Source organism: Bradyrhizobium canariense (assembly GCF_019402665.1).
Taxonomy (GTDB): Bacteria; Pseudomonadota; Alphaproteobacteria; order Rhizobiales; family Xanthobacteraceae; genus Bradyrhizobium; species Bradyrhizobium canariense.
The window spans coordinates 13,745-31,963 of sequence record NZ_VSST01000087.1 but is presented as its reverse complement, the minus strand read 5'-3'; the positions used below and the strand labels follow the sequence as shown (position 1 = coordinate 31,963).

The following is an 18,219-nucleotide window of genomic DNA, read 5'->3' as shown; positions in this document are numbered from 1 at the left end:
GACCCGAGACGCCGCCGGCTGGCGCAATGATGCGCCTGCGACCAAGAGCCTGGCGGAGGTGAATGCCTCGGTCGCCCTCCCCATCGCGGGGGTGTGGTGGCGGCGCCTGCTCGCCTTTGTCGGCCCGGGCTATCTGGTCTCGGTCGGCTACATGGACCCCGGAAATTGGGCGACCGACCTCGCAGGCGGGTCCAAGTTCGGTTACACGCTGCTCTCGGTCATTCTGCTCTCGAATTTGATGGCGATCCTGCTCCAGTCGCTGGCAGCGCGGCTCGGCATCGTCACCGACCGAGATCTCGCGCAGGCCTGCCGTGCGACCTATTCGCCGGCCGTGAATTTCCTGCTCTGGATCGCCTGCGAGGCGGCGATCATCGCCTGCGATCTCGCCGAGGTGATCGGCACGGCAATTGCGCTAAAACTCCTGTTCGGCATTCCCCTGATCGGCGGCGCGCTGATCGCTGCGCTGGATGCTTTTTTGCTGCTCATCCTGATGAACCGTGGCTTCCGCTTCCTCGAAGCCTTCGTCATCGCATTGCTTGTCGTGATCGCAGTCTGCTTCACGGTCCAGCTTGCCGCGGCAGCACCGCCGGTGGCCGAGATGCTGAAGGGATTTGTGCCGAAGACCGAGATCTTCACCAACCCCGAGATGCTCTACATCGCGATCGGCATCATCGGCGCCACCGTGATGCCGCATAATCTCTATCTGCACTCCTCGATCGTGCAGACGCGCGCCTATGAGCGCAACGATACCGGCCGGCGCGAGGCGATCAAATGGGCGACCACGGACTCGACCGTCGCCCTGATGCTTGCGCTGTTCATCAATGCCGCGATCCTCGTCGTGGCTGCCGCAACTTTCCACAAGAGCGGCCATTCCGACGTCGCCGAGATCGGCCAGGCCTTCGAGCTGCTGTCTCCGCTGCTTGGCCTCGGCATCGCCTCGACGCTGTTCGCGGTGGCGCTGCTCGCCTCGGGCCTGAATTCAACGGTGACGGCGACGCTCGCCGGACAGATCGTGATGGAAGGCTTTCTCGACCTGCGCCTGCCGAGCTGGGCGCGCCGGTTGCTGACGCGCGGCATCGCGATCGTTCCCGTGATTGTCGTCACCGCGATCTACGGCGAGCGCGGCACGGCTGATCTGCTGGTGTTCAGCCAGGTCGTGCTGTCGATGCAATTGCCGTTCGCCGTCATCCCGCTGGTCCGCTTCGTCTCCGACCGCCGCAAGATGGGCAAGTTCGTCATCCCGGCGTGGGTCGCGGCGATCGCGTGGATCGTTGCCGGCATCATCGTGGTTTTGAACTTGAAGCTGCTGGCGGATACGCTGTTCGGGTGAACACATCGCGGCTGTCGTCGTCCGGCTCGACCGGACGACCCAGTATTCCAGAGACGGTTGTGATTGACCCGAGAAGCCGCGGCGTACTGGATGCCCCGATTTCGCGGCACGACGGAGAGCTAATCCTGCGGCTCGGATGCCGCGTCGCCTTGCGCGTCGATGCGCAGCCAGCCTGACGGCGCGAGGCGCTGCTGCGGCAGGAAGCGGGCCTTGTAGTCCATCTTCTTCGAGCCTTCGATCCAGTAGCCGAGATAGACGTAAGGCAGTCCTTGCCGGCGGGCGCGGGCGATGTGGTCGAGGATCATGAAGGTGCCCATCGAGCGGCTGACTTCGCCCGGCTCGAAGAACGAATAGACCATCGACAGGCCGTCGCTGAGCACGTCGGTCAGCGCGACCGCGATCAGCTCCTCGCCGCGGCCGGTGATGCCGCTGTCGGGACCACGCTTGCGGTACTCGATGATGCGGGTCTCGACATGGCTGTCCTCGACCATCATGGCATAGTCGAGCACGGTCATGTCGGCCATGCCGCCGTGGCGGTGACGGGAATCGAGATAGGCGCGGAACACCGAATATTGCTCGGAGGTCGGCACCGCGCTGCGCTGCTCACCGATGATGTCGGCGTTGCGCGCGATCACCTTGCGGAAGTTGCGGGAGGGGCGGAACTCGTTGGCGATCACCCGGACCGAGACGCAGGCGCGACACTGGTCGCAGGCCGGACGGTAGGCGATGGATTGGCTACGACGGAAGCCGCCATGGGTCAGGAGGTCGTTGAGGTCACCGGCGCGCTCACCTACGAGGTGCGTAAACACCTTGCGCTCGTGTCGGCCCGGCAGATAGGGGCAGGGGGACGGCGCCGTGAGGTAAAATTGTGGGGTGTCGCGCGAGTGCTGGGTCAAGGGACGTCGTGGGCCTCCAAAATGTGCATCAGCATCGCGCTACAAAAGCCCCCGGTCAATCGGTCTACTCGGCAGGTCAGATCGGTCAGCATAGCGGGTCCAGGTTGATAGGTTCTTGATCCGGGTTGGTTGATCAGTAGGTCCTTTGATCAGTAGGTTCTGGCGCCCTGAGGCACCGGCGCACGAACGGAATTGTTGATCACGACCGTTCCCAGCACGAAATCCTGCAGCAAGCGCCTGCGGCCGTTGAACAGCCCGACCAGCACCACGAAGGGCGACAGGAACGAAACGGTCACCCAGAACAGCACGGCGTGGGTGGCGCCGAGCACGAAATAGCCGGGCGCGCCGTACCAGGTGCGGAGCTCCAGATCCATCACGCGCATGCCGATGGTCGCGGACGACGGACCGCCGATGCAGGCGCCGTAATAGACGATGGCCCAGATCACGGAGGCCGGCCAGGCTAGCCAGAACAGCGCCCAGCCGATGCCGAGCGTAACCACGCCGAACACCGCGATGAAGAGGTAGCCGAGGATCACCGGCACCGAGATCACGACCATGTCGATCAGGAAGGCGAACACCCGCCGCGTCGCAACGCCGCGGAACAGTTCTGGGTGCAGATAGGGATCATAGGCATGCGGCTGCGCCCCGCCGTCATTGCGCCAGGCATTGCCCGAGTCCGAATACGACATGACCGTTCTCCCGAGGGAAACTCCCGTGGCAGGACTCCCGTGGAAGGACATGGGAACAGGTCGTCCGCGCGCCAAGGGTGCCGACATTAACAAGCCGAAATATTCCGGCGATTCGGGGGCGGCGGTAGCCGGGAGAGCGGGAGCTGGCGCCACACCCCTCAGTGTCGTCCTGGCGAAAGCCAGGACCCATTACCCCAGGGAGAAGTTTGGCGAAGGCTGGAGGTTGGTACGTTCGCCGGTGTCGATACCGCGTGCTCTTGATAGATCACGCGGTATGGGTCTTGGCTTTCGCCAGGACGACGATAAGAGACAGGGGCGCCCGGCCTTCGCCGGGACGACATTGGGGCTTACCCCTGTGCCCGCAGCTTCTCCGCCGCCTTCGGTGCGAAATAACTCAGCACGCCGTCGGCGCCGGCGCGCTTGAAGGCGAGCAGGCTCTCCATCATGGCGCGGTCGCCGTCGAGCCAGCCGTTGTTGGCGGCGGCCGCGATCATCGCGTATTCGCCGGACACTTGGTAGGCGAAGGTCGGCATCGCGAACGTGTCCTTCACGCGGCGGACGACGTCGAGATAGGGCATGCCGGGCTTGACCATCACCATGTCGGCGCCCTCGGCGATGTCGAGCTCGACCTCGCGCAACGCCTCGTCGGTGTTGGCGCTGTCCATCTGGTAGGTGCGCTTGTCGCCGGTGAGCGTCTTGGCCGAGCCGATGGCATCGCGGAACGGGCCGTAGAAGGCGGAGGCGTACTTTGCGGCATAGGCCATGATCTGCACGTCAAGCAGACCGGTGCGATCCAGGCCCTCGCGGATCGCGGCGACGCGGCCGTCCATCATGTCGGAGGGCGCGATGATGTCGCAGCCGGCTTCGGCCTGCACCAGGGCCTGACGCACCAGCACGGCGACCGTCTCGTCGTTCAGGATCTTGCCGTCGGAGATCAGGCCGTCATGGCCGTGGCTGGTGAAGGGATCGAGCGCGACGTCGCAGAGAATGCCGATCTCCGGAAACTCCTTCTTGATCGCGCGGACCGCCTGGCAGACCAGATTGTTCGGGTTGGTGGCTTCCGAGCCCTCCTCGTCGCGCAGAGACGGCTCGGTATAGGGAAACAGCGCGAGGCAGGGGATGGTGAGCTTCATCGCGCGCTCGGCGTCGCGCACGGCCTGGTCGACGCTGAGACGCTCGACGCCCGGCATCGAGGCGATCTGCTCGCGCTTGTTGTTGCCGTCGATCAGGAACAGCGGCCAGATCAGATCGTCGGTCGTGAGCACGTTCTCGCGCACCATGCGCCGGGCCCATTCGGCCTTGCGGTTGCGGCGCGGGCGGACGGTCAGATCGAGGGCAGGGGAGGCCCCAGTGCCATCCCGGCGCGAGACCTCGCGCAATTCGATCGGACGTCCGTATTTGATCGCCATCACTCTTCCTCCGGCTGGAATTATTCTTATACCAGCTCGCATGGTTCCCGTCACCGCGGCTTGACGTGCCGCAAAAGATGGCAGCCGATTGATTTTGCGGGGCAAAGCAGCCAGAAGGGGGCATGTCCGAGATCTCCACCCGCGATGCGGCCCGCGACAGTGCCAGGGACGCCGTTCGAGACAATGCCAGAGACAGCGCAATGTCGGTGGCGGCGATCTCGTCGGAGCGGGCTGAATCCGACGATAATGTCTGGACGCGCCGGCTCGTGCTGTTCCTGCGGGTGATGGCGCTGCTCTCGATCCTCAAGGGCCTCTATCATTGGGCGCAGGTGACGGGCTTCGTCGGCGGCGAGGACGAGGCCTTCGAGAACCAGTCGATGGCGTGGCAGGCCTCGACCATCTACTTCGCTGTGATCGAACTGGTTGCAGCGGTTGGCCTCTGGCTCGCCACACCCTGGGGCGCGGTGGTGTGGCTCACGACCGTGGTGTCGATGGCGGTGATCGAGCTGATGTTCCCGGGCATCTACGGCGGCAGCCTGGTCGTGGTCGGGGTCGAAGCCTTCATGCTGGCTGCCTATCTCGCACTGGCCTGGATGGCCGCACGCGAACGGCCGCCATAGCAAACTCTCGTGCCCCGGCTCTGCGCGCCGCTTCGCTGTGCTGGTCCGGGACACGAGAATGTCGCGCTTGGTTGACGGTTGGTTGCGTAAAATTCGACGTAAGTTTTCGCTAACCAGCATGTTCCGCCACAGCTCTTACGCGGCCGTTTCGAAACGGGGCGGGGCTGTTCTGGAATGCGACAATCGGGGCGGACGGAGGGTGAACAGGACCTTGCGAGAGTCAACAGACTATTGCGAAAAGTGCTTGTGGCACAGGCTTAATCCGCAATTCACTGTCTTAAATTCATGATCTCTTTATTCTCTTATTTAAGCCGATCTTCAAACGAGCCCCTTAAGTTGCACCTATCAGACGGGACACAAGTTTCGTCGAATGAGTGTCGATAAAAACGACAACAGGGGAAGTGTCATGATGAAAGCCGTCGCAACTGCGGCAGATACCGCAGAGCGCGTCTCCGGCCAGCAGGGTTCGGTGCAGACGCTCTATCTGGAAGCTTTGACTCTGGTGGAGCGGCTGCATCGCCGGCTGCTCGACGTCATCAAGGACGAGTTCGATCGCCGCGGTCGTGCGGACATCAACTCGGTTCAGGCGCTGCTGCTCTACAACATCGGCGACAAGGAGCTGACCGCGGGCGAACTGCGCACGCGCGGTTATTACCTCGGCTCCAACGTCTCCTACAATCTGAAGAAGCTCGTCGAGCTCGGCTTCCTTGACCATCAGCGCTCGCGCGTTGATCGCCGCTCGGTGCGCATCCGCCTGACGCCGCAGGGCCAGGAAGTCCGCCGCATCGTCGACTCGCTCTACCAGAAGCACGTCAAGACGGTCGAGCAGGTCGGCGGCATCTCGGGCGAGGAGTTCTCGACCCTGAACAAGTCGCTGCACCGCCTCGAGCGGTTCTGGACCGACCAGATCCTGTATCGTCTCTGAGCTCTTTCGACGGGATTTGGCCAAGCCGGCCCACAACAAGACCGGCAAGCCTCCCGAACGTGCCTGAGCTTCCCCAAGCGCGCCGGCCCGGCCGTGTCCGGACCGGTGCGTTTTTATTTCGCGGTTGCGAAAAAATTCCCCGACACCAGGGAACGAGTTCCCGGTTCGATGCTTATCTCCTCCGGATCGGAGGCTGACGATGCTGGTCGAGCGTGGCGTTGGGGTGATGAACGTGGAACTCGTGAGCGAGGCCTACGCGATCGCCGCGAACTATCTTCGCCGCTCCGGCGCGATCCGGGACACCCTCGTCACCGACCAACGCCTGCTCGAGATCGTCATCAAGCTGCTCCAGCTCGGCGAATTCAACAAGATCAGGTTGGCCAACAAGGCCATCGTGAGGTTCGAGGCGCAGTCCGAGGCCAAAGCGGTTGCCTGATCTCAACTCCCAAACGCGGCAAGAACCAGAGGGTGCCATGGAAGCTGCCATCGACCGGATCATGCATACCTATGACCTGCTCGCCAACCGCACGTCTGCGGCGAGCGCGGAGGCGCGGGAAAAGGTGACGAACTACCTCAACACGTTGATGGAAGCCGGCGAGAAGGACACCCACAGGTTGACGGTTTGCGGCCTGACCTATCTGCGGCAGCTCGACGGCAGCGTGGACCCCGTGAAGGCGGGGTATACCGGGCTTTAGAGGCCGGCCGGACGGTCAAGCCGGTCGCACCGCGCGGCGTTTCGAGCCCAAAGCGGGCCTTCCCGGACCTTTCGGGAGCATTGGACGACCGGATGCCGGCCGGTCGTCCAAATTTCCAATCCCACCATATCTTGCATAAATCACAGGCCCGACCCGCAAACCCTTGGCCTGTTGCGGGCAATGTGGTAGATCGCGCACGCCGCTTCCGATCGCCACACCAGACCCGCCCGTAGCCCGCCAAAAGGCTGCGGCGGTGGAGATATTCGCAAGATGACCTTCGCCAAAACCGCCTCCGCGCCCGATTCGTTTTTCACCGCCTCGCTCGAGCAGGCTGACCCGGAAATCGCAGCCGCCATCAAGGGCGAGCTCGGCCGCCAGCGTCACGAGGTCGAGCTGATCGCCTCCGAGAACATCGTCAGCCGTGCCGTGCTGGAAGCGCAGGGTTCGGTGATGACCAACAAATATGCGGAAGGCTATCCGGGCGCGCGTTACTACGGCGGTTGTGAGTGGGTCGACGTCGCCGAGAACCTTGCGATCGATCGCGCCAAGAAGCTGTTCGGCGCCAACTTTGCCAACGTGCAGCCGAACTCCGGCAGCCAGATGAACCAGGCGGTGTTTCTGGCGCTGCTCCAGCCCGGCGACACCTTCATGGGCCTCGATCTTGCGGCCGGCGGCCATCTCACCCACGGCTCCCCCGTCAACATGAGTGGCAAGTGGTTCAAGGCCGCGCACTACACCGTGCGCCGCGAGGACCAGATCATCGACATGGACGCGGTCGCCAAGCAGGCGGAGGAGGTCAAGCCGAAGCTGATCGTGGCCGGCGGCTCGGCTTATTCGCGCGCCTGGGACTTCAAGCGCTTCCGCGAGATCGCGGACAGCGTCGGCGCGTACCTGCTGGTCGACATGGCGCACTTCGCTGGTCTCGTCGCCGGCGGCGTGCATGCCTCGCCGGTGCCTCACGCGCACATCACCACCACCACGACCCACAAATCGCTGCGCGGTCCGCGCGGCGGCCTGATGCTGTGGAATGACGAGGCGCTGACCAAGAAATTCAACTCGGCGATCTTCCCGGGCCTGCAGGGCGGCCCCCTGATGCATGTGATCGCGGCGAAGGCAGTCGCCTTTGCCGAGGCGCTGCGGCCGGACTTCAAGGTCTATGCCAAGAACGTCGTCGAGAACGCCAAGGCGCTGGCCGAAGCGATGAAGAGCCACGGGTTCGACATTGTCTCAGGCGGCACCGATAACCATCTGATGCTCGTCGACCTCAGGCCGAAGGGCCTGAAGGGCAACGCCTCGGAGAAGGCGCTGGTTCGCGCCGCCATCACCTGCAACAAGAACGGCATTCCTTTCGACCCCGAGTCGCCGTTTGTCACCTCCGGTATTCGTCTGGGGACGCCAGCGGCGACCACCCGCGGTTTCGGCGTCGCTGAATTCCAGCAGGTCGCCAGCATGATCGCTGAAGTCCTCAACGCGATCGCGCAATCTTCCGACGGCAAGGCGCCGCTGGTGGAAGCCGCGATCAAGGAACGGGTCAAGGCGCTCACCGACCGTTTCCCGATCTATCAGTAAGGCTCAAGAAAACCGGTCAAGGTCAACGGATGCGCTGCCCGAACTGCAACAGTCTCGATACGCAGGTGAAGGACTCGCGTCCGACCGAGGACTCTTCCGTGATCCGCAGGCGGCGCGTGTGCGTCGCCTGCAATTTCCGCTTCACCACCTTCGAGCGCGTGCAGCTGCGCGAGCTCACGGTGATCAAGCGCAACGGCCGCCGCGTTCCGTTCGACCGCGACAAGCTGATGCGCTCGGTGTCGATCAGCTTGCGCAAGCGGCAGGTCGAGCCGGAAAGGGTGGAGAAGATGGTCTCCACCATCGTGCGCGAGCTCGAGACCGGGGGCGAAGCCGAAATCTCCTCCGAAGTGATCGGCGAGACCGTGATGGAGCATCTGCGCACGCTCGACGACGTCGCCTATGTCCGCTTCGCCTCGGTCTACCGCAATTTCCGCGAAGCCAAGGATTTCGCCGACGTGCTCGGTGAGCTCTCCGGTGAGGAGGAAGCGCGGCTCGCCGCGATCCGCAAATGATCTTCCGCATCCTGGAGGATCAATTCGCGCAGAAGGCGCGCGAGTCCAGGGATGCCGACCGGCGCTTCATGGAGCTTGCGCTGGCGCTCGGCAGGCGCGGGCAGGGACGTACCTGGCCCAATCCCGCCGTCGGCGCCGTCATCGTCAAGGACGGCGTGATTGTCGGCCGCGGCTGGACCCAACCAGGGGGACGACCGCATGGCGAGCCTGAAGCGCTGCGGCGCGCGGGCGAGGGCGCGCGCGGCGCCACGCTCTACGTCACGCTGGAGCCGTGCTCGCATTTCGGCAAGTCGCCACCGTGCGCCGACGCAGTGATCGCCGCCGGCATCAAGCGGGTGGTGGCCGCGATCGAGGATCCCAATCCGGAGGTCGCCGGTCAGGGCCATGCTCGGTTACGCGCGGCCGGCATCACGGTGGATGTGGGTCTGTGCGCGCGCGAAGCCGCCCTCGATCATGCCGGGCATTTCCGTCGCGTCAGGGATCACCGCCCGCATGTGATCCTGAAGCTCGCGGTCTCGCCCGACGGCAAGATCGGCGCGGCCGGCGGCAAGCCGGTCGCGATCACCGGCGAGGCGGCGCGCAACCGGGTGCATCTCCTGCGCGCCTCGAGCGACGCCATCCTGGTCGGCATCGGCACGGTGCTGGCGGACGATCCGCTACTCGACTGCCGCCTGCCGGGCATGGCAGCGCGCTCACCGGTGCGCGTGGTGCTCGATCAGAGCCTGCGCATTCCCGGCGCAAGCAAGCTCGTGGGCTCCGCGCGCGAGATTCCGCTGTGGGTGGTGGGTTCTGAACTGGCGGAGGCCGCGGCCGCCACGCGGCTCGGTGCTGCCGGCGCCCAGGTGATCCGCGTGCCGCCCGGCAACGCCTCGGGACTCGATCTTGCGGCGGTGCTGCATGCATTGGCCGGGATGGGCATCACGCGGCTGATGGTCGAGGGCGGCAGCCGCGTCGCGGCGTCCTTTATCGCCGCCGACCTCGTTGACGAGATCTGGCTGTTCCGCGGTGCGGAGGCGGTGGGCGTCGACGGGGTGGATGCGCTCGCTGCATTGCCCCTGTCGAAAATCACGCAGTCGCAAGCCTACAAGGTTCATGCTAGCGAGACCTTCGACAAGGATACTCTCACCATCTACGAGCGCGCGTAATGTTCACCGGCATTGTCACCGATATCGGCGAGATCGTCGGCTTTACGCCGACGGCGCAGGGCCAGTTGCACCGGCTGCGCATCGCCTGTCGCTACGACCAGACCACCATTGCGGACGGCGCCTCGATCGCCTGCAACGGCGTCTGCCTGACGGTGGTTGCGTCCGGCGTCGAAGGCGGCAAAGACTCTGCTCAAAGAACCTGGTTCGACGTCGATGCCGCGGCCGAGACGCTGGCGCTGACGACCGCCAAGCACTGGAGGGTCGGCACCAGGCTTAATCTCGAGCGTGCGCTCAAGATCGGCGACGAGCTTGGCGGGCATATTGTCGCCGGCCACGCCGATGGCATCGCGACCCTCGTGAGCCGCGAGGACCTGCCCGACATGGCGCGGTTCGAGCTCTCCACGACGCGGGAGCTGGCGCGGTTCATCGCGACCAAGGGCTCGATCACGCTCGACGGCGTCTCGCTGACGGTAAATACGGTGAAGGACGTGAGCTTTTCGGTGCTGATCATCCCGCACACCCTGACGGTCACGACGATCGGCGGCTGGAAGGCGGGGAATGCGGTCAATATCGAGGTCGATCTGATGGCCCGCTATGCGGCGCGGCTGACGGAAATGACTGCGTAGCCGTCATTCCGGGATGGTCCGCAGGACCAGACCCGGAATCTCGAGATTCCGGGTTCGATGCTTCGCATCGCGCCGGAATGACAGTTTAAAACTTGGCTTGCCGGCTTGCGGCGACTACAAAACGGCCGACCCAAAATAGACGGATTGAGCAATGGCAGACGCGCGGCGCGCACCCCTGAAGGACCAGACCGACATCTCCGGCGCGCGCGCGCTGATTGTCGAGGCGCGGTTCTACGACGATCTCCAGGACGCGATGCTGGAAGGCGCGGTGGCCGAGCTGAAGGCGGCCGGTCTGACCCACGACGTCATCACGGTTCCCGGCGCACTGGAGATTCCTGCGGCGATCGCCATCGCGATCGATTCCGCGGCCGCCAATGGCAAGCCGTATGACGCCGCGATCGCGCTCGGCTGCGTGATCCGTGGCGACACCATCCATTTCGAGATCGTCTCGCAGGAATCCTCGCGCGCGCTGATGGACCTGGCGGTGGCGCGCAAGCTGCCGCTCGGCAACGGCATCCTCACCGTCAACACCGAGGCGCAGGCCTGGGCGCGGGCGCGCGCCAGCGAGCTGAACAAGGGCGGCGACGCCGCGCGGGCCGCGATTGCGATGCTGCGCATAAAGCGCCGGCTGGCGCGGGCTTGATCATGGCCGATAACAACAAGAAGCCGCCGGTTGGCACGGAGAAGAAGGCGAATCGGCGCGGTGCGGCGCGGCTCGCAGCCGTCCAGGCGCTGTACCAGATGGATATCGGCGGTGCCGGCATCAACGACATTTTTGCGGAGTTCGAGAGCCACTGGCTCGGCAACGAGGTCGAGGGCGACACATATCTCCCTGCGGAAGCGGCGTTCTTCCGCGACGTCGTCTCCGGCGTCGTGCGCGACCAGAAGAAGCTCGATCCGCTGATCGACGAGGCGCTGTCGAAGGGCTGGCCGTTGAAGCGCATCGAAGCGATCCTGCGCGCGGTGCTGCGGGCAGGGGCCTACGAATTGGAACACCGCAAGGACGTGCCGGGCCGCGTCGTCGTCTCCGAATATGTCGACGTCGCCAATGCCTTCGTCGACCGCGAGGAGACCGGCATGGTCAACGCGGTGCTCGACCAGATCGGCCGCCAGTTTCGCGGTGACGAGTTCGGGCGGGGGTAGATTGAGGCGCAGGGCGGTGATTTGATGCGATGTGGCTGCCCCATATTCCGCTGTCATCACCCGCGAAGGCGGGTGCTCCAGTACGCCGCGGCGGTGGTGCTTGAGCAGAGGCGGCTCGGCGTACTGGATCGCCCGGTCAAGCCGGGCGATGACAGCGATGTATGTGGCGGACGCTAATGACCAGCCCGCACAATCCCTCCGCCGAAGACTCCCTCATCGCGCGCTATTTCAAGCCGCTGGCGACTGATCCCGGCGCGTTGGGGCTGGTGGACGATGCCGCCATCCTGCAGGCGCTCGGCAGCGATATCGTCGTCACCACCGACGCGGTGGTGGAGGGCGTGCATTATCTTGCCACCGATCCGCCCGATACCATCGCGCGCAAGGCGCTGCGGGTGAACCTGTCCGATCTCGCTGCCAAGGGGGCCGCGCCGGCCGGCTTCGTGCTGACACTGGCGCTGCGCAGCAAGGAAGACGCCTGGCTCAGGCCGTTCGTGGACGCGCTCGGCGAGGATGCGAAAGCCTTCGCCTGTCCGCTGCTCGGCGGCGACACGGTGTCGACGCCGGGGCCGCAGATGATCTCGATCACCGCCTTTGGCCGCGTGCCGCAGGGGCGGATGGTCGGCCGCACCGGCGCCCAACCGGGCGACCGTATTCTGGTGACGGGAACGATCGGCGACGCCGCGCTTGGCCTCGATGTGCTCAAGGGCGGCGCGGTGGCGAATGCGCTGGCCTCCGATTCGCACGCGCGCGAGACTCTGATCTCGCGCTATCGCGTGCCGCAGCCCCGCAATGCTCTCGCGCAAGGCGTGCGTGAGCATGCGACGGCTGCGATGGATGTCTCCGACGGGCTGGCCGGAGATCTGACCAAGCTCTGTGCGGCGTCAGGCGTCTCGGCCACGATCGACGTGACCAGCGTGCCGCTCTCGGCAGCAGCCGCCGCCCTGATCGCGGGCAAGGTCGTTGGCGTCGAGACGCTGCTGGCCGGGGGTGACGATTACGAGGTGCTGTGCACCGTTCCGCCGGCGCAAGGTGACGCACTGATTGCCTTGGGGCGGGCGGCAGGCCTTGCCGTCACGGCGATCGGCACGATCGTCGCGGGCCATGAGCGGCCGCGCTTCCTGGACGGGCAGGGCCAGGAGCTGGTCTTGAAGCGACTGTCCTACAGCCACTTCTAGGAAATGCTCCAAACCGGCGTCCGGGCTGCCAAGACCGGCTAAATACCTGCCGAGATCGGCTTTTCGGACTTATCTGGCGTTGCACCCTCAATTTGATTTTGGCAAGGTCGTGACCGACTAAGGCCGCGCCTTCGGGCAAGGGGCGGCCTTTTTCAAATCAAGGCGCCGCACCGCACGACGGAAAACAAAAGGCGCTGGGGGTACGTTCATCAAGGATCTGAGGCAAAAAATCACATGACAGCATTATGGTTGATTGTGCTCTGCGGAGTGCTTTCCGTCGTCTACGCGATCTGGGCGACGTCTTCGGTGTTGAGCGCGGATGCGGGGTCTCCGCGCATGCAGGAAATCGCGGCAGCGGTGCGCGAAGGCGCACAGGCCTACCTGCGGCGTCAATACACCACGATCGGAATGGTCGGCATCGTCATCTTCGTGCTGCTTGCCTATTTCCTGGGGCTCTATGTCGCGATCGGTTTTGCCATCGGCGCGATCCTGTCGGGGGCGGCCGGGTTCATCGGCATGAACGTCTCGGTCCGCGCCAATGTGCGCACCGCCCAGGCGGCGACGACGTCGCTCGCGGGTGGTCTCGAGCTTGCCTTCAAGGCGGGCGCCATCACCGGCATGCTGGTGGCGGGTCTCGCGCTGCTCGGCGTGACCCTCTATTTCGGCTTCCTGGTCCATTCGCTGAAGCTTGCGCCTGACAGCCGCGTCGTCATCGACGCCATGGTGGCGCTCGGCTTCGGCGCCTCGCTGATCTCGATCTTCGCCCGTCTCGGCGGCGGCATCTTCACCAAGGGTGCGGACGTCGGCGGCGACCTCGTCGGAAAGGTCGAGGCCGGCATTCCCGAGGACGATCCGCGCAACCCGGCCACCATCGCCGACAACGTCGGCGACAATGTCGGCGACTGCGCCGGCATGGCCGCCGACCTGTTCGAAACCTATGCGGTGACCGCGGTCGCCACCATGGTCCTGGCGGCGATCTTCTTCGCCAAGACGCCGATCCTCGCCGACATGATGACGCTGCCGCTCGCCATCGGCGGCATCTGCATCATCACCTCGATCATCGGCACCTTCTTCGTGAAGCTCGGGCCGAGCCAGTCGATCATGGGCGCGCTTTACAAGGGCCTGATCGCAACCGGCGTCCTGTCGCTGGTCGGCATTGCCGGCGTGATCTATTACCTGATCGGCTTCGGCAAGCTCGCCGGCGTCGACTATACCGGCATGGCGCTGTTCGAGTGCGGCGTGGTCGGCCTCGCCGTCACCGCGCTGATCATCTGGATCACCGAATACTACACCGGCACCGACTATCGTCCGGTGAAGTCGATCGCCCAGGCCTCCGTGACCGGCCACGGCACCAACGTGATCCAGGGCCTCGCCATCTCGATGGAATCGACCGCGCTACCCGCGCTCGTGATCATCGCCGGCATCCTGGTCACCCACAGCCTCGCCGGCCTGTTCGGCATCGCGATCGCGACCGCCACGATGCTGGCGCTCGCCGGCATGGTCGTCGCGCTCGACGCGTTCGGTCCGGTCACCGACAACGCCGGCGGCATTGCCGAGATGGCAGGCCTGCCGAAGGAGGTTCGCAAATCGACCGACGCGCTCGACGCGGTCGGCAACACCACCAAGGCGGTGACCAAGGGCTACGCGATCGGCTCCGCCGGTCTCGGCGCCCTGGTGCTGTTCGCGGCCTACAACGAGGATCTCAAGTTCTTCATTGCGGACTCCGCGCACCACGCCTACTTCGCCGGCGTCAAACCGGACTTCTCGCTCAACAACCCCTACGTCGTGGTGGGCCTGTTGTTCGGCGGGCTCTTGCCGTATCTGTTCGGCGCGATGGGCATGACCGCCGTGGGCCGCGCGGCGAGCGCGATCGTCGAGGAGGTCCGCCGACAATTCCGCGAGAAGCCGGGCATTATGCAAGGCACCGACAAGCCGGATTACGGCAAGGCGGTCGACCTTTTGACCAAGGCGGCGATCAAGGAAATGATCATCCCCTCGCTGCTTCCGGTGCTGTCACCGATCTTCGTCTACTTCGTGATCTATGCGATCGCGGGGGGCGGGGCGGCCGGCAAGTCGGCGGCGTTCTCGGCCGTGGGCGCGATGCTGCTCGGCGTGATCGTGACGGGCCTGTTCGTCGCGATCTCCATGACCTCGGGCGGCGGCGCCTGGGACAACGCCAAGAAGTACATCGAGGACGGTCATTTCGGCGGCAAGGGCAGTGACGCCCACAAGGCGGCCGTGACCGGCGACACCGTCGGCGATCCCTACAAGGACACGGCCGGCCCGGCGGTGAACCCGATGATCAAGATCACGAACATCGTTGCCTTGCTGCTGCTGGCGATCCTGGCGCACTGAGGTACACATTGCTGAACAAAGACCCCGCGGCGCAGGCCTGCGGGGTCTTTCTTTGCGTGCGTGCCGGGGCCGCCGCATCATCTGAAGGGCCAACGAGACGTGGAACTGCAACAATCCGGTCATCAGAGCGCATCCATCGATGCCGAGAGCGTAAGCCGCCCGAAAATGTGCATCCTACGCGTGCGCCACATTTAAGGTTGCTTAACCGGCCGAGCTCTAGAAATACGCGAGATTGTCGGCGGCATTTTAGCGAGTTCCGCAGCACGCGTGGAGATGCTCCGCGCGAGGCGCGCTCTCGGTATGTTCAGGGGTTCGCTGCTTGCCGCCCGCACGAAGGAGGTTTCCATTGCCTGCACGGCCTGTGAACGAGATTGAACGGGCATTGATGGCGCATCCGGGCGTGGCGGATGCTTTCTTCAGCGCCGAGCCTGGCCACGGCGGCCAGTCCGAGGTCGCTTTCATCGCAATTGACCCCGATCATCTGAGCGCCGGCAAGGCGAAGCGTCTTCAGGCCGAGACAGATCGCAGAGTTGCGCAATGGCGTCGCGCTTTCGATCAAGCGTATCGCCATGATGCCGATGGTGTTGTGCCGTCATTCGTCGGTTGGACCAGCAACTTCACCAACAGGCCCATTCCCGAACCCGACATGGTCGATTGGCTGGATCATACGGTCCTGCAAATTCGTGCTCTTGGTGCAAGGCGGGTATTGGAGATCGGATGCGGCGTCGGCTTGCTCGTCGAAAAGCTCGCGCCCGGCTGTGACGTATATTGCGGCACCGACCTCTCGCCGGTAGCGGTTCAGCGGCTGCGTGCGTTCGCACAGTCGAAGCCCGAGCTTCGGCATGTCGAATTTCTCGAGCGGGAAGCCACCGATTTGAGCGGCTTGTCGCTGAATTCGTTCGATGCAGTGGTGCTCAACTCGGTCGTGCAATACTTTCCCGGCATCGAATACCTGCACGCAGTCTTGGAGCAAGCCGCGGGCCTGGTGGCTCCTGGGGGGCACATCTTCGTCGGCGACGTTCGTAACCTCGAGCTCCTGCCGGTGTTCCATCGCGAAGTTCAATCCGCGAAAGTTTCGAGTGCCACCGATGCCGCACTCGCGCGAAAGATCTTCCTGTCGATCGCCCAGGAGCGCGAGTTGGTGATCCATCCCCACTATTTTCAGGGCATTTCCCGATCCATCCCGCGGATATCGGGTACGGAAATCCTGCTCAAGCGCGGATCAAGCTACGAGCTGACCCGCTATCGCTATGACGTGGTGCTGCGTGTCGATCGCGAAGCTGCTTCAGCTGGCAGCGAGAACAGCAGCCTCGTGCCCGATATGAACCAGGGAGCAAGTGAGGGCAGGCCGCTGGCGACCGATCCGATGGCCGCCGCGTTCCTTCAGCATCTCGGCATGGAGTTCGGGGGCGTGTTGCAGGCCCAGTTTCCGGAGGCGAAATTGCCCGCGGCCGTGATCGCGCTCAACCAGCGAGATTTTGCCGAGATCGTGCAGGCCTCGTCGAACGCGCCGGGCGATCCCGGCGACAATGAAATGATCGAGGCGTCGGTATGACCGCCCATAATCTGGCGCTGCATTTCGAAGAGGTCGTTGCGTCCTCGCCGGACGCCGTCGCCCTGTACTGCGAAGGCGATAGCTTTGCCTTTTCGGAGCTCAACCAGTTGGCAAACCGGTCGGCGCGCTGGTTGACATCGCGGGGCGTCAACAAGGGCGCCGTGGTGTGCCTTGAATTGCCGAAAATCGCCGAGGCCTATGCGCTCGCGATCGCCTGCATCAAGATCGGAGCACCCTATGCGTTCCTCGATCCCGCGGCCCCCGAGGAACGTGCCCGGCTGATGCTGGAGCGATGCCGGCCCGCGCTGATCGTCAGCGTGCGCGAGGGTGCTGGACCGCGGACATTGATCGGCGATGCAAGTGCCCGGGCTGCCTTGCATCATGCCCTGTCGCAGCTTGAAGACGACAATCTGCCGCTGACGTCCTTGATCACCGGGGCCGATCCGGCCTATGTCATGTTCACCTCGGGATCGACGGGCGAACCGAAGGGCGCGGTCATCCCCCATCAAGGGGTGCTTCACCTGGTCGCCTGGGCGAAGAACGATCTTGGAATTGGACCCGGTGACCGGCTGACGAATGTCAACCCGATCTATTTCGACAATTCGGTCTTCGACATCTATGCCGGCTTGCTGAACGGAGCGGCGGTTGTCGCGCTGGACGCGCTGAAGGGGCGGCCCCCCGCAGAGCTGGTGTCGGAGATCACCAAGCATCAGTGCACGTTCTTCTTCGCCGTGCCGACCCTCTTCATGTTCCTGGACTCCATGCACCTTCTGAGCCCGGATTGGCTGCCGAGCATCAGCCGGTTCATGTTCGGCGGTGAGGGGTTTCCGCTGGCCCGGCTTCGTCGGTTCCACGACGCGTTTGCCGGCAAGGCGAAGCTGATCAATTGCTACGGGCCGACCGAGACGAGCTGTATTTGCAGTGGTTTCGAGATCGTCGAATCCGTTTTCGAGACCACGGACGGGCTGGCTCCTCTGGGACGGCTCAATCCCAATTTCAGCTACCGGATTCTGGACGAAGAGATGAAGCCGGTGCCCGGGGGCACCGCCGGCGAGTTGTGGCTGGGAGGCCCTGGGGTAGGGCTCGGCTACATCAACAACCCGCAAGAGACGGCCCGCCGTTTCTGTCAGGACCCTCTAATCGACGGCTATCGGTCGATCCTCTATCGGAGCGGCGACCTCGTGGAGGCCGACGTTGAAACCGGCGTCCTGCGCTTCCGCGGTCGCGCGGATAATCAGGTCAAGCTTCGGGGGTATCGGGTCGAGCTGGAGGAGATCGACCACGCGCTGATGGCGTGCAGGGGAATAACCCGTGCGCTTGCCGTGGTGCAGCACGACGCCAGTGGCGCCAGTCGGCTGCTGGCCGCGTATTCGGGTGCAAGAATAGCGGAAAGCGATCTGCGCCAGCACTGCGCGGCGCACCTTCCCGCTTACATGGTGCCGGGCCGGTTCGTCTGGATGGAAGACATTCCCATCAATGCCAATGGCAAGGCGGACCGGCGCTCGGTGGCGTCACTGCTTGGCGAAGCTGTTGCAAGGGCCTCTTAGATGCAACAGCTCGTCGTGATCGCGCGCG

At 64.4% G+C, this 18,219-nt stretch carries 18 protein-coding genes; 15 read left to right on the top strand and 3 right to left on the bottom strand.

Features of this window, described 5'->3' with window-relative positions; all coding sequences use genetic code 11:
* On the top strand, positions 1–1,330 hold a 1,330-nt coding region (locus tag FXB41_RS36830), incomplete at its 5' end, for an Nramp family divalent metal transporter (RefSeq protein WP_246649479.1).
* 119 nt (positions 1,331–1,449) lie between these two features.
* Here the strand turns inward: FXB41_RS36830 and FXB41_RS36825 are convergent.
* The 3 genes from FXB41_RS36825 to hemB form a co-directional block, all read right to left on the bottom strand.
* Positions 1,450–2,226 carry an arginyltransferase gene (locus tag FXB41_RS36825; RefSeq protein ID WP_007603416.1) on the bottom strand — a complete coding sequence of 259 codons (777 nt, stop codon included), beginning with the start codon at positions 2,224–2,226 and terminating at the stop codon, positions 1,450–1,452.
* A gap of 149 nt (positions 2,227–2,375) precedes the next feature.
* Positions 2,376–2,915, bottom strand: coding sequence for an RDD family protein (locus tag FXB41_RS36820; RefSeq protein ID WP_007611123.1), 540 nt, complete (start codon positions 2,913–2,915; stop codon positions 2,376–2,378).
* Positions 2,916–3,262: 347 nt separating this feature from the next.
* Positions 3,263–4,324, bottom strand: coding sequence for a porphobilinogen synthase (gene hemB, locus FXB41_RS36815; protein WP_007603418.1), 1,062 nt, complete (start codon positions 4,322–4,324; stop codon positions 3,263–3,265).
* A gap of 122 nt (positions 4,325–4,446) precedes the next feature.
* Here hemB and FXB41_RS36810 point away from each other — a divergent pair, with 122 nt between their 5' ends.
* The 14 genes from FXB41_RS36810 to FXB41_RS36745 all read left to right on the top strand — a co-directional run bounded on the left by FXB41_RS36810 (position 4,447) and on the right by FXB41_RS36745 (position 18,191).
* On the top strand, positions 4,447–4,944 hold the full coding sequence (locus FXB41_RS36810; RefSeq protein ID WP_007603419.1) for a DUF6163 family protein: 498 nt from the start codon (positions 4,447–4,449) through the stop codon (positions 4,942–4,944).
* A gap of 406 nt (positions 4,945–5,350) precedes the next feature.
* On the top strand, positions 5,351–5,869 hold the full coding sequence (gene ldtR / locus FXB41_RS36805; RefSeq protein ID WP_007603420.1) for a transcriptional regulator LdtR: 519 nt from the start codon (positions 5,351–5,353) through the stop codon (positions 5,867–5,869).
* Between the two features lie 199 nt (positions 5,870–6,068).
* A complete protein-coding gene (locus FXB41_RS36800) occupies positions 6,069–6,305 on the top strand; it encodes a hypothetical protein (RefSeq protein ID WP_007603422.1) in 237 nt (78 codons plus the stop codon).
* A 37-nt stretch (positions 6,306–6,342) separates the two neighbouring features.
* Positions 6,343–6,564, top strand: coding sequence for a hypothetical protein (locus FXB41_RS36795; RefSeq protein WP_007603423.1), 222 nt, complete (start codon positions 6,343–6,345; stop codon positions 6,562–6,564).
* A gap of 270 nt (positions 6,565–6,834) precedes the next feature.
* Positions 6,835–8,133, top strand: coding sequence for a serine hydroxymethyltransferase (glyA, locus tag FXB41_RS36790; protein ID WP_007603425.1), 1,299 nt, complete (start codon positions 6,835–6,837; stop codon positions 8,131–8,133).
* Between the two features lie 29 nt (positions 8,134–8,162).
* Positions 8,163–8,645 (top strand): transcriptional regulator NrdR, encoded by a 483-nt coding sequence (gene nrdR, locus FXB41_RS36785; protein WP_007603426.1) that lies wholly within the window; start codon positions 8,163–8,165, stop codon positions 8,643–8,645.
* On the top strand, positions 8,642–9,790 hold the full coding sequence (gene ribD / locus FXB41_RS36780) for a bifunctional diaminohydroxyphosphoribosylaminopyrimidine deaminase/5-amino-6-(5-phosphoribosylamino)uracil reductase RibD (RefSeq protein ID WP_007603427.1): 1,149 nt from the start codon (positions 8,642–8,644) through the stop codon (positions 9,788–9,790). Before nrdR ends, ribD begins: the two co-directional genes overlap by 4 nt.
* Positions 9,790–10,416: a riboflavin synthase gene (locus tag FXB41_RS36775; RefSeq protein WP_007603428.1), complete on the top strand. Its 627-nt coding sequence runs from the start codon at positions 9,790–9,792 to the stop codon at positions 10,414–10,416. Before ribD ends, FXB41_RS36775 begins: the two co-directional genes overlap by 1 nt.
* Positions 10,417–10,567: 151 nt before the next feature.
* Positions 10,568–11,059, top strand: a complete 492-nt coding sequence (ribH, locus tag FXB41_RS36770) for a 6,7-dimethyl-8-ribityllumazine synthase (protein ID WP_219685266.1) — start codon at positions 10,568–10,570, stop codon at positions 11,057–11,059.
* A gap of 2 nt (positions 11,060–11,061) precedes the next feature.
* A complete protein-coding gene (gene nusB / locus FXB41_RS36765) occupies positions 11,062–11,559 on the top strand; it encodes a transcription antitermination factor NusB (protein WP_007603430.1) in 498 nt (165 codons plus the stop codon).
* Positions 11,560–11,735: 176 nt separating this feature from the next.
* Complete coding sequence (gene thiL, locus FXB41_RS36760) at positions 11,736–12,734, top strand: thiamine-phosphate kinase (RefSeq protein WP_007603431.1); 999 nt, start codon at positions 11,736–11,738, stop codon at positions 12,732–12,734.
* Positions 12,735–12,968: 234 nt separating this feature from the next.
* Positions 12,969–15,089, top strand: a complete 2,121-nt coding sequence (locus tag FXB41_RS36755) for a sodium-translocating pyrophosphatase (RefSeq protein WP_219685265.1) — start codon at positions 12,969–12,971, stop codon at positions 15,087–15,089.
* Between the two features lie 346 nt (positions 15,090–15,435).
* Positions 15,436–16,644 (top strand): class I SAM-dependent methyltransferase, encoded by a 1,209-nt coding sequence (locus FXB41_RS36750; protein WP_246649478.1) that lies wholly within the window; start codon positions 15,436–15,438, stop codon positions 16,642–16,644.
* Positions 16,641–18,191 (top strand): amino acid adenylation domain-containing protein, encoded by a 1,551-nt coding sequence (locus FXB41_RS36745; RefSeq protein WP_219685264.1) that lies wholly within the window; start codon positions 16,641–16,643, stop codon positions 18,189–18,191. Before FXB41_RS36750 ends, FXB41_RS36745 begins: the two co-directional genes overlap by 4 nt.
* Positions 18,192–18,219: the final 28 nt, after the last annotated feature.

Coding starts and splice junctions, on each gene's coding strand:
- FXB41_RS36820 (WP_007611123.1), bottom strand. CDS start 2,915: ATGTCGTATTCGGACTCGGGCAATGCCTGGCGCAATGACGGCGGGGCG.
- hemB (WP_007603418.1), bottom strand. CDS start 4,324: ATGGCGATCAAATACGGACGTCCGATCGAATTGCGCGAGGTCTCGCGC.
- FXB41_RS36810 (WP_007603419.1), top strand. CDS start 4,447: ATGTCCGAGATCTCCACCCGCGATGCGGCCCGCGACAGTGCCAGGGAC.
- ldtR (WP_007603420.1), top strand. CDS start 5,351: ATGATGAAAGCCGTCGCAACTGCGGCAGATACCGCAGAGCGCGTCTCC.
- FXB41_RS36800 (WP_007603422.1), top strand. CDS start 6,069: ATGCTGGTCGAGCGTGGCGTTGGGGTGATGAACGTGGAACTCGTGAGC.
- FXB41_RS36795 (WP_007603423.1), top strand. CDS start 6,343: ATGGAAGCTGCCATCGACCGGATCATGCATACCTATGACCTGCTCGCC.
- glyA (WP_007603425.1), top strand. CDS start 6,835: ATGACCTTCGCCAAAACCGCCTCCGCGCCCGATTCGTTTTTCACCGCC.
- nrdR (WP_007603426.1), top strand. CDS start 8,163: ATGCGCTGCCCGAACTGCAACAGTCTCGATACGCAGGTGAAGGACTCG.
- ribD (WP_007603427.1), top strand. CDS start 8,642: ATGATCTTCCGCATCCTGGAGGATCAATTCGCGCAGAAGGCGCGCGAG.
- FXB41_RS36775 (WP_007603428.1), top strand. CDS start 9,790: ATGTTCACCGGCATTGTCACCGATATCGGCGAGATCGTCGGCTTTACG.
- ribH (WP_219685266.1), top strand. CDS start 10,568: ATGGCAGACGCGCGGCGCGCACCCCTGAAGGACCAGACCGACATCTCC.
- nusB (WP_007603430.1), top strand. CDS start 11,062: ATGGCCGATAACAACAAGAAGCCGCCGGTTGGCACGGAGAAGAAGGCG.
- thiL (WP_007603431.1), top strand. CDS start 11,736: ATGACCAGCCCGCACAATCCCTCCGCCGAAGACTCCCTCATCGCGCGC.
- FXB41_RS36755 (WP_219685265.1), top strand. CDS start 12,969: ATGACAGCATTATGGTTGATTGTGCTCTGCGGAGTGCTTTCCGTCGTC.
- FXB41_RS36745 (WP_219685264.1), top strand. CDS start 16,641: ATGACCGCCCATAATCTGGCGCTGCATTTCGAAGAGGTCGTTGCGTCC.